8 protein-coding genes are annotated in these 9,150 nt (G+C 72.9%); 3 read left to right on the top strand and 5 right to left on the bottom strand.

All coding sequences use genetic code 11. The features are described from left to right. Positions 1 to 148: 148 nt before the first annotated feature. The 5 genes from ACIP9D_RS21000 to iolC form a co-directional block, all read right to left on the bottom strand. On the bottom strand, positions 149 to 1,051 hold the full coding sequence (locus tag ACIP9D_RS21000) for a DUF4231 domain-containing protein (protein ID WP_350873715.1): 903 nt from the start codon (positions 1,049 to 1,051) through the stop codon (positions 149 to 151). Between the two features lie 75 nt (positions 1,052 to 1,126). Further along, entirely contained in the window at positions 1,127 to 2,971 is a 1,845-nt protein-coding gene (gene iolD, locus ACIP9D_RS20995) for a 3D-(3,5/4)-trihydroxycyclohexane-1,2-dione acylhydrolase (decyclizing) (RefSeq protein ID WP_350873714.1), read from the bottom strand. Further along, a complete protein-coding gene (gene iolB / locus ACIP9D_RS20990) occupies positions 2,971 to 3,873 on the bottom strand; it encodes a 5-deoxy-glucuronate isomerase (protein WP_350873713.1) in 903 nt (300 codons plus the stop codon). The genes iolD and iolB overlap by 1 nt, the downstream gene beginning before the upstream one ends. Further along, a complete protein-coding gene (locus ACIP9D_RS20985) occupies positions 3,870 to 4,757 on the bottom strand; it encodes an aldolase (protein WP_350873712.1) in 888 nt (295 codons plus the stop codon). Before ACIP9D_RS20985 ends, iolB begins: the two co-directional genes overlap by 4 nt. After that, positions 4,754 to 5,737, bottom strand: coding sequence for a 5-dehydro-2-deoxygluconokinase (gene iolC, locus ACIP9D_RS20980; protein ID WP_350873711.1), 984 nt, complete (start codon positions 5,735 to 5,737; stop codon positions 4,754 to 4,756). The genes ACIP9D_RS20985 and iolC overlap by 4 nt, the downstream gene beginning before the upstream one ends. A gap of 187 nt (positions 5,738 to 5,924) precedes the next feature. Here iolC and ACIP9D_RS20975 point away from each other — a divergent pair, with 187 nt between their 5' ends. The 3 genes from ACIP9D_RS20975 (at position 5,925) to ACIP9D_RS20965 (ending at position 9,134) form a co-directional block, all read left to right on the top strand. Beyond that, positions 5,925 to 6,662, top strand: a complete 738-nt coding sequence (locus ACIP9D_RS20975; RefSeq protein WP_350873710.1) for a GntR family transcriptional regulator — start codon at positions 5,925 to 5,927, stop codon at positions 6,660 to 6,662. A 152-nt stretch (positions 6,663 to 6,814) separates the two neighbouring features. Further along, positions 6,815 to 8,212: an extracellular solute-binding protein gene (locus ACIP9D_RS20970; RefSeq protein ID WP_350873709.1), complete on the top strand. Its 1,398-nt coding sequence runs from the start codon at positions 6,815 to 6,817 to the stop codon at positions 8,210 to 8,212. 4 nt (positions 8,213 to 8,216) lie between these two features. Continuing rightward, positions 8,217 to 9,134: a sugar ABC transporter permease gene (locus tag ACIP9D_RS20965; protein ID WP_350873708.1), complete on the top strand. Its 918-nt coding sequence runs from the start codon at positions 8,217 to 8,219 to the stop codon at positions 9,132 to 9,134. Positions 9,135 to 9,150 lie beyond the last annotated feature (16 nt).

Below are 9,150 nucleotides of genomic sequence, written 5' to 3'. Positions count from 1 at the left end.
GGAGATCATCCAGCGGTGCGGTGGTCTTCGTCGACCGGCCTGCGTTGCGATCCACGTGAGCCCCCCATCGGACTTGGTGGGTCAGAGGGAGTCGGCCTCGCTGGCGACCCACACAACTGTCGATGACTCTACCGCACTGCCGGTAACGTCAGTGCTGCTGTGAGCCATCTTCTTCAAGGGTTCTGGCCATCCAGGCCTCATTGGACAGTGAGATGATCCGCTCGACTTCCGCCACGAACGCCGCGTCGTCGGTCCACCCGTGCCCGTCGCGTCGGATGCGGGCCAGCCGGGACAACTGGTCGGCGGTGCGCGCGTACTCGATCTGCTGGTGCTCGAACTGCTGGGCCGCGCCGTAGCCGACCAGCGCCGTCGTCACCGTGGCGACGACGCCGACCCACGCGGCCAGCCCGAGGCCGTCGCCGAGCACTCCGACCACGGCGGACAACACCGCCCCGGCGGCGGTCAGCGCGGTGGTCGCCGTACGAATGCGGCTGGCCCGCCGGGCCATCTGCCGGGCACCCGGCAGGTAGTAGCCCTCCACCTGCCCCACGAGCCGATGGGTCAGGTAGGACGGCACGTCGGAGACCGCGGGCAACGGCCGCTCGGCCGGCTCGAAGTCGACGACCAGCCCGGCGAGGTCACCGGCGTCGTCCAGAAGCGTGTCGAGCCGGCGCAGCAGCGCGGCGTCGCGATCCGGCCCGACGAACGGCGCCACCCGGGCCAGATAGCGGTAGAGCTCTGCCTTGAGCGATTCGGAGACCGACCGCAGCCGGGCCCAGGCGTGCACCGCCTCTCGTGCCGTCGAGCGGGCCACCACCGGGACCAGCGCCAGGGCGGCGCCGGCGAGCACCGCGAGAGCCCGGCTCGCGGGCTGGTACACCCCGTCGAGCTGGCTGGCGGCGGTACCGGCGACGGCGGCGGCGGCCGTCAACCCGGCGAGAGCCCGCCGCCCCCGCACGATCCGGCGCTTCGCCACCGTCGCCGCGCGCGACCAGACGCTCTGCTGCTGCCAGACCGCGACGGCGGCGGCCACCCGATCGACGTTCGTCACGCCCGCATGGTAGGTCACCGGTTCCCGCGGCGGCTGACAACGCAACCGGGTCGGCCACCCCGATCGTCGGATCACTCAGGCCGGGCGCAGGTGCGGGTGTCGGTCCTTGCGCCCCGCCTCGTACCCGGCCCGGGCGCTCCGCGCCTCGGCGGTGGTGGAGACCTCGGCGACCGGCACGTCCCACCAGGCGCCGCCGTCCGGGCCGGTCTCGAACCGGTCGGTCCGCACGTGGACCACGGTGGTTCGCTGCGCCCGCTTCGCGGTGGCGAGCGCCGCGCGGAGCTGGGTCATGGTCGACACCCGGATCAGCTCCGCGCCGAGGCTCGCCGCGTTGGCCCCGAGGTCGACCGGCAGCGGCGCGCCGCCCCGGTCGAGGTAGGCGGTGCCGAGCCGGCGCGCCCCGACGCTCTCCGAGAGCCGGCCGATCGAGGCGAACCCCTGGTTGTCGACGAGCACCACCACGAGCTTCACCCCGTCGGCCACCGCGGTGGCCAGTTCGCTCGGCAGCATCAGGTAGGAGCCGTCACCGACCAGCACGAACACCTCGCGTTCCGGGGCGGCCAGCTTGACCCCGATCCCCCCGGCGATCTCGTAGCCCATGCACGAGTAGCCGTACTCGACGTGGTAGCTCTTCGGGTCGGCGCTGCGCCACAGCCGGTGCAGGTCACCGGGCATCGACCCGGCCGCGCAGACCACCACGTCCCGCGGACCGGCGGCGTCGTTGACCGCGCCGATGACCGCGGTCTGGGTCGGCCGCGCGTCCGGCTCCGCGTGCCGGGCCCGCTCGACCACGCGGGCCCACCGGTCCTTCAGTTCGGTGACCGACGCACGGTACGCCGGCTCGCTCCCCCATCCGACGCAGGCGGCGTTGAGCGCGGAGAGGCACTCACGGGCGTCCCCGACGAGCTGCACTCCGGAGAGCTTCGCCGCGTCGAAGCCGGTGATGTTGAGGTTGACGAACCGGGTCTCGGCCCCGAAAAGGGTGCCGGAGGCGGTGGTGAAGTCGCTGTACCGGGTGCCCACCCCGATCACCAGATCCGCGCCGGCGGCGATCTCGTTCGCCGCCGTGGTGCCGGTGACCCCGACCGCGCCGAGCGCCAGCGGATGATCGTGTGGCAGGGCGCCCGTGCCGGCCTGGGTCTCCGCCACCGGCACCCGGTACGCCTCGGCGAAGCTGCGCAGCGCCTCGCCCGCACCGCTGTAGATCACCCCGCCCCCGGCGACGAGCAGCGGCCGCCGTGCCGCCGTGACGACCGCCGCGGCCCGGCCCACGGCGGCCGCGTCCGGACGTGGACGCGGCACGTGCCAGACCCGGTCGGCGAACAGCTCCGCCGGCCAGTCGTACGCCTCGGCCTGCACGTCCTGCGGCAACGCCAGGGTGACCGCGCCGGTCTCCACCGGGTCGGTGAGCACCCGCATCGCGGCCAGCAGTGCCGCCGGCAGCTGCTCGGGACGGTTGATCCGGTCCCAGTAGCGGGACACCGGCCGCAGCGCGTCGGTGACACTCACGTCGTAGGAGCGTGGATCCTCCAGCTCCTGCAGCACCGGGTTGGCCACCCGGGTGGCGAAGATGTCACCGGGGAGCAGCAGCACCGGCAGCCGGTTGACGGTCGCGCCGGCCGCCCCGGTGACCAGGTTCGTCGCGCCCGGACCGATCGAGGTGGTGCAGGCCAGGGTGCTCAACCGGTCGGTCATCCGGGCGTACGCGGCCGCGGTGTGCACCATGCCCTGCTCGGTGCGGCAGAGGTGGTACGGCAGGTCGACCTCGGCGCTGGCGAGCGCCTCACCGATGCCGGCGACGTTGCCGTGGCCGAAGATGCCGAAGCAGGCCGGGATCAGCCGGCGGCGCACCCCGTCGCGCTCCGAGTACTGCCGGGCCAGGAACGTCACGATCGCCTGCGCCACCGTCAGTCTGGGCATCACGCCTCCCGGGTCGTCGGGCCGGCCAGCGGCAGCCGCGGATCGACCGGCTGATCGGCCCAGCTCGCCCGGATCCAGCCGTGCCGAGGGTCGTCCACACAGGCCATCGTCCGGTTCCGGCCGGGCCCGGCCAGCACGTTGAGGTAGTAGAGGTGGTAGCCGGGCGGAGCCATCGACGGCCCGTGGTAGCCGTGCGGAACCAGCACGACGTCCCCGGCGCGCACCTCGGCGAGCACCTCGATCGGGCGCTGCCCGGTGCCGTAGACGCGCTGGTAGCCGACCGGTCCGGCCGGGTCCCCGGGCGCGCCGCCGGCCACCTCGAAGTAGTAGATCTCCTCCAGCGCCGCCTCGACCCGGCCGTCGTCGTGGACCCGGTCCTCCTCGTGCTTGTGCGGCGGGTACGACGACCAGTTGCCGCCGGGGGTGAGCACCTCGACGGCGACCAGTTGGTCGCAGTCGAAGGCGTCCGGGGCGCAGAAGTTGTTGACCTGGCGGCTGGCCGGCCCCGCCCCGCGCAACTCCACCGGCACGTCGCGGGCGGCGGCGTAGCGCGGCGAGAGCCGGCGGGTCGCCCGGGCCGACGGCAGCGCGAACCGGCCCTCGCCCCGCACCGTGACGGTGGCGTCCCGGGGCAGGTAGGCGAAGTCGGTCACCGCGGTGAAGACCGACGTCCGCCCGGTCAGGGCGAACCGGACCCCGTCGCACCGCACGGTCGCGGCGCCGGCCAGCGGCAGGACCAGCATCTCCTCGTCACCGGTGTCGAAGGTGACCGCGCCGCCCGGCGGCAGGGTGAGCACCCGCAGCCCGGCAGAGGTCCATCCGGCCCGCTCGGGGGTGACCTCCAGCGCCCACGGCGTCCGGGCCGTGCGGCCCCACGGCAGGTGGGCGTCCGCCGTCCTCACGCGTCCTGCCCGGCGGGGAGCAGCGACCCGGCCACGTCCACGGCGGCGGCCACGTCGTCGTCCGGCGGATAGAGCAGCGCTCGGCCCACCACCAGCCCACGCACCCCGGGCAGCCGCAGCGCCCGTTCCCACCTCGCGTAGACCGTGTCGGGAGCCTCGACCGGGTCGCCACCGAGCAGCAGGACCGGCAGGGTGGTCGCGGCCATCACCCGCTCCATCTCGTCGATCGCCGGCAGCTTCAACCAGGTGTACGCGGAGGTGGCGCCGAGCGCCTGACCGACGCTGACGCCCTTGATGACCGCCTCGGGCCGCAGGTCGGCGTGGACCCGGCCCTCGGTGCGCGCCACCCAGAGCGGTTCGACCAGGGCGACCGTCCGGTGGGCCGCCAGGGCGGTGACCGCCCGGGCGCAGGCCTGCAGGGTGGGGGCGGTGCCCGCGTCGTCCGGGTCGATGCGGCAGAGCATCTTGCCGCCGTCGTAGCGCATCGCGGCGATGCTGTCGGCGTCGTACGCGGTGAACCGGTCGTCGAGTTCGAAGGTGGCACCGGAGAGGCCGCCGCGGTTCATCGACCCGATCGCCAGCCGGTCCTCCAACGCGCCGAGCAGCAGCAGGTCCTCCAGGACGTCCGGGGTGCCGAGCACCCCGTCGACGCCGGGGCGGGACAGCGCCAGGCGCAGCCGGTCGAGCAGGTCGGCCCGTCCGGCCATGGCCATCGGCCGGTCCCGGACGCCGAGGGCGCCCCGGGCCGGGTGGTCGGCGGCGATGATGAACAGCGGCCGCCCGTGATCCGGCCAGGGCCGCCGGACCCGGCCGGCGGCCGCCTCGGCGATCGCCTGTGGCCGGTGGGCCCGGGTGAGGGTCAGCGCCTGGTAGTCGGTGTTCACCGGTCTTCTCCTCCGACGGCGGGGTTCGACGGCACCGGTTCCGGCTGGACGTCCCGCAGCAACGCCAGGGTCTCGGCATGGTCCGGCATGGCGGCGGAGCAGGCCAGGCGGGAGGCGACGATCGCGCCGGCGGCGTTGGCGAAGCGCAGCGTCCGCTCCAGCGGCCAGTCGCGCAGCAGCCCCAGACAGAGCGCGCCGCCGAACGCGTCGCCGGCGCCGAGCCCGTTGACCACCCGCACCGGCACCGGCGGCACCCGGGCGGTCTCGGTGCCGGTGCTGGCCAGCACCCCTTCGGGGCCCAGCTTCACGACCGCCAGCCGGGGGCCGCGGTCGAGCAGCCGTTCGGCGGCCCGCTGCGGATCTCGGGTGCCGACCGCGATCTCCACCTCGTCGAGGTTGCCGACGGTCACGGTGACCTGGGGCAGCACCTCGGCGATGGCCGCCGTGGCGGTGGCCGGATCAGGCCAGAACATGGGCCGGTAGTCCAGGTCCAGCACGGTGTGTGGTCGTCCGGCGCGGACCGCGAGCGCGGCGTTGTGCGCGTCGCGACTCGGCTGCTGGCAGAGGCCGGTGCCGGTGAGCCAGAAGATCCGGGCCGCGGCGATCGCCTCGGCGTCCAGCTCGCCGGGGCGGATCTGCAGGTCCGGCGCGGTGGGGGTGCGGTAGAACCAGAGCGGGAAGTGGTCCGGCGGGAAGATCTCGCAGAAGGTCACCGGGGTCGGCAACCCCTCGACCGGGTGGACCTGGCTGTCGTCGACGCCGAAGTCGCGCAGCGCCCGGTGCACGTAGTCGGCGAAGGCGTCGGCGCCGGTCCGGGTGATCACGCCGGCCCGCAGCCCCTGCCGGCTGGCGGCGACGGCCACATTGGTCGGACTGCCGCCGAGGAACCTGCCGAACGTCTCGACCTCGGCCAGCGGCGTACCGATCTGCAGCGGATAGATGTCCACCCCGACCCGGCCGATGGTGAGCACATCCAGCATGTGGCGTCCTTCGTCCCGGCCGGCGACGGCGTACCCGCCAGCGCTGTCCCTGATTGGTAACAGTGCTCGGTGAGTTGTGTCAATGTGTTGTCATGACATCCGCCCTCTGCGCTCGGTGACCGCTTCGGTACAGTGGCGCCCATCCTTCCGCCCCTGCGGATCCGCGCGCCCCACCCGAGGAGGTGCCGTGCCCGGCCCCGAGATCGCGGTCGACCGGAGCAGCCCGGTCCCGCTCTACTTCCAGGTCGCCGAGCAGTTCGCCGCGGCGATCCAGCGCGGCGAGCTGGCACCCGGCGACCGGCTGGACAGCGAGCTGCAGCTCGCCGACCGGCTCGGGCTGTCCCGTCCGACCGTGCGGCAGGCCATCCAGCACCTCGTCGACAAGGGACTCATCGTGCGCCGCCGCGGCGTGGGCACCCAGGTGGTGCGCGGCGAGGTCCGCCGCGCGGTGGAGCTCACCAGCCTGCACGACGATCTGTTGCGCGCCGGTCAGCGACCGTCCACGTCGGTGCTGGAGCTGGCCACCGCCGCCTGCCCGCCCGCCGTCGCCGCCGCACTCGGCGTGCCGGCCGGTGGCGAGGTGTGGCACCTGCGCCGGCTGCGGTTCTCCGACGACGAACCGCTCGCGGTGATGGAGAACTGGCTCCCCGCCGACCTGGTCCGGCTCACCCTGGACGCGTTGCAGGCCAAAGGGCTGTACGCGATCCTGCGGGCCGCCGGCATGCGGGTCCGTGGCGCACACCAGCGGATCGGGGCGCGCGCCGCGACCTCGGCCGAGGCCCAGATGCTCGGCGAGCGGCGGGGCGCTCCGCTGCTCACCATGACCCGCACCGCGTACGACGACCGCGGGCGCTACGTCGAGCACGGCGCGCACATCTACCGGGCCAGCCGCTACTCCCTCGAGGTGACCGTCGCGGAGCGGTGACCATGGATGTTTCGCGCTCATTTCAGTGACAGGTATTTACGTCGTCAGGCTGTCATGACATTGTGGCCGCTAAGCACCGCCGGCGAGTGACCTGCGGCCGGCGGGCGACCCGCGAGTCTCTTCGAAGTCTCTCCTTGCGAAGGGAAGCAGCCATGTCAGCCAAGCCGAGACACGCAGCGGGCTTGCTCGCCGCGTTCACCGCCGTTGCCCTCGCCGCCACCGCGTGCGGCGACTCGTCCGAGCCCGCCGGCAAGGACGCCAAGAACATCACCCTCACCATCGCCGCCAACTCCATCGTGGGCGGCAAGAGCTCCGCCGGTGCGGAGTGGATCGAGAAGTGGGTCATCCCGAAGTTCGTCGAGGCCCAGAAGGCCAAGGGCGTCACCGCGAAGGTGACCTTCGTGCCCAGCGGCGTCGACGACGAGCAGTACAAGACCAAGCAGGCCCTCGACCTGCGGTCCAAGAGCGGTGCGGACGTCATCGCGCTGGACGGCATCTGGGTGGGCGAGCTCGTCCAGGCCGGCTACCTCAAGCCGCTCTCCGAGGTGGGCGGGAGCGAGGTCGACTCCTGGGAGGGTTGGTCGCAGATCCCCGAGACGGTGCAGGGCCTCGGTTCGTTCGAGGAGAAGCGCTACGGCATCCCGCTCGGCACCGACGGCCGGGTCCTCTACTACAACAAGAAGCTCTTCGCCCAGGCCGGCCTGCCCGCCGAGTGGCAACCCAAGAGCTGGCAGGAGATCCTCGACGCCGGCGCCAAGCTCAAGGCGCTGCCCGGGGTGACGCCGATCCAGATCAACGCCGGTACGGCGATGGGCGAGGCGACTTCCATGCAGGGCGCGCTGCCGCTGCTGGCCGGCGCCGGGGGCGAGATCTACTCCGACGGCAAGTGGGCCGGAGCCACCCAGCCGGTCAAGGACGTACTCGACTTCTACACGAAGGTCTACGGCGGCGGCCTGGGCGACCCGAAGCTCCAGCAGGAGGCGAAGGGGCGCGACAAGTCCTTCGCCGAGTTCGCCGCCGGGAAGATCGGCATCCTCGGCGAGGGTGACTACTTCTGGCGCAGCGTCGTCAACCCGACCAGCGGCATCGCCAAGATGGCCGACCGGGACACCGCCGTCGGCTACGCCATGATCCCCGCCAAGCAGCCCGGCGCCGGCATCCGGGGGCAGGACTTCGTCAGCATGTCCGGCGGCGGCGTGCGGGTGCTCAACCCCAACTCCAAGTTCCCCTCCCAGGCGTGGGAGCTGCTGTCGTTCATGCACTCGGCCGAGGCGGTCAAGGCCGAACTGGCCGGCGAGAAGCGGATCACCGCCCGTACGGACGTCAACAAGGAGGTGCTGGCGGGCGACCCGATGCTGAGCTTCATCACCGACAAGGTGCTGCCGATCACCGCCTACCGGCCGCCGCTGGCGGTGTACCCGCAGGTGTCGGTGGCGCTGCAGGAGGCGACCGCGGACGCGACGGCCGGCAAGGGTGTCGACGCGGCCGCCGGTGCGTACCAGAAGAAGGTCGAGGGGTTCGTCGGTGGCCCAGGCAACGTCACCTCCTGACCAGGTGGTGGAGGGAGCGCGCCCGGCCACGGGCGCCTCCCCCGCCGCCGACGCCGCCGGGCTGGGCCGGGGCCGGGCCGCCGGGTTCCTGACGCCGAGCATGGTGCTGATCCTGCTCTTCCTCGTGGTGCCGGCCGCCTGGACGATCTACCTCGGCGTCACCAACTACCGGCTGACCGGCCTGGCCGCCGCCAACCCGGAGATCGTCGGCCTGGACAACTACACCCGGGCGCTGGACGACGAGCGGTTCCGCAACTCGCTGCTGCTCACCCTGCAGTTCGTGCTCGGCTCGGCGGTCATCGGCCAGGCCGGGCTCGGCTTCGCCATCGCCTACGCGCTGCGCGACCGTCGCGGCCCGCTGCGCCGGCTGGTCGAGGGGTTCGTCCTGCTCTCCTGGATCCTGCCCAGCTCGGTGGTCGCGTTCCTCTGGATCGCCCTGCTCGACCGCGACGGCGGCACACTCAACACGCTGCTCGGCATCCCCGGTACCGCCTGGCTGCTCGACCATCCGATGCTGTCGATCATCGTGTTCAACACCTGGCGCGGCACCGCGTTCTCGATGATGCTCTACGCCGCCGCGCTGGAGAACGTGCCCCGCTCGCACCTGGAGACCGCCCGGCTCGCCGGCGCGTCCACCTGGCAGCAGCTACGCGACGTGGTCTTCCCCCGCATCCGCGGGCACGTGCTGACCAACCTGCTGCTGATCAGCCTCTGGACGTTCAACGACTTCGCACCGTTCCTGATCACCGCGGGCGGCCCCGAGCAGCGCTCGGAGATCCTCCCGGTCTACGTGTACAAGGTCGCGCTCTCCGGCGGCGAGCTCGGCTTCGGCGCGGCCATCTCGTTCGTCATGTTGCTGATCAACCTGGTCATCGCCCTGGTCTACCTGCGGATGCTGGGCCGGCGGAAGGAGACGGCGTGAGCGAGCTCAGCGAGGG

This window comes from Micromonospora sp. NPDC093243 (assembly GCF_044753725.1).
In the GTDB taxonomy this organism is placed as follows: domain Bacteria; phylum Actinomycetota; class Actinomycetes; order Mycobacteriales; family Micromonosporaceae; genus Micromonospora.
The sequence above is the reverse complement of the archived record's forward strand: the minus strand, read 5'-3'. Positions and strand labels throughout refer to the sequence as shown.

What these genes read in the sequence shown, in the direction of transcription:
- iolD (WP_350873714.1), bottom strand. Translation starts at nt 2,971, where the DNA reads ATGCCCAGACTGACGGTGGCGCAGGCGATCGTGACGTTCCTGGCCCGG.
- iolC (WP_350873711.1), bottom strand. Translation starts at nt 5,737, where the DNA reads ATGCTGGATGTGCTCACCATCGGCCGGGTCGGGGTGGACATCTATCCG.
- ACIP9D_RS20970 (WP_350873709.1), top strand. Translation starts at nt 6,815, where the DNA reads ATGTCAGCCAAGCCGAGACACGCAGCGGGCTTGCTCGCCGCGTTCACC.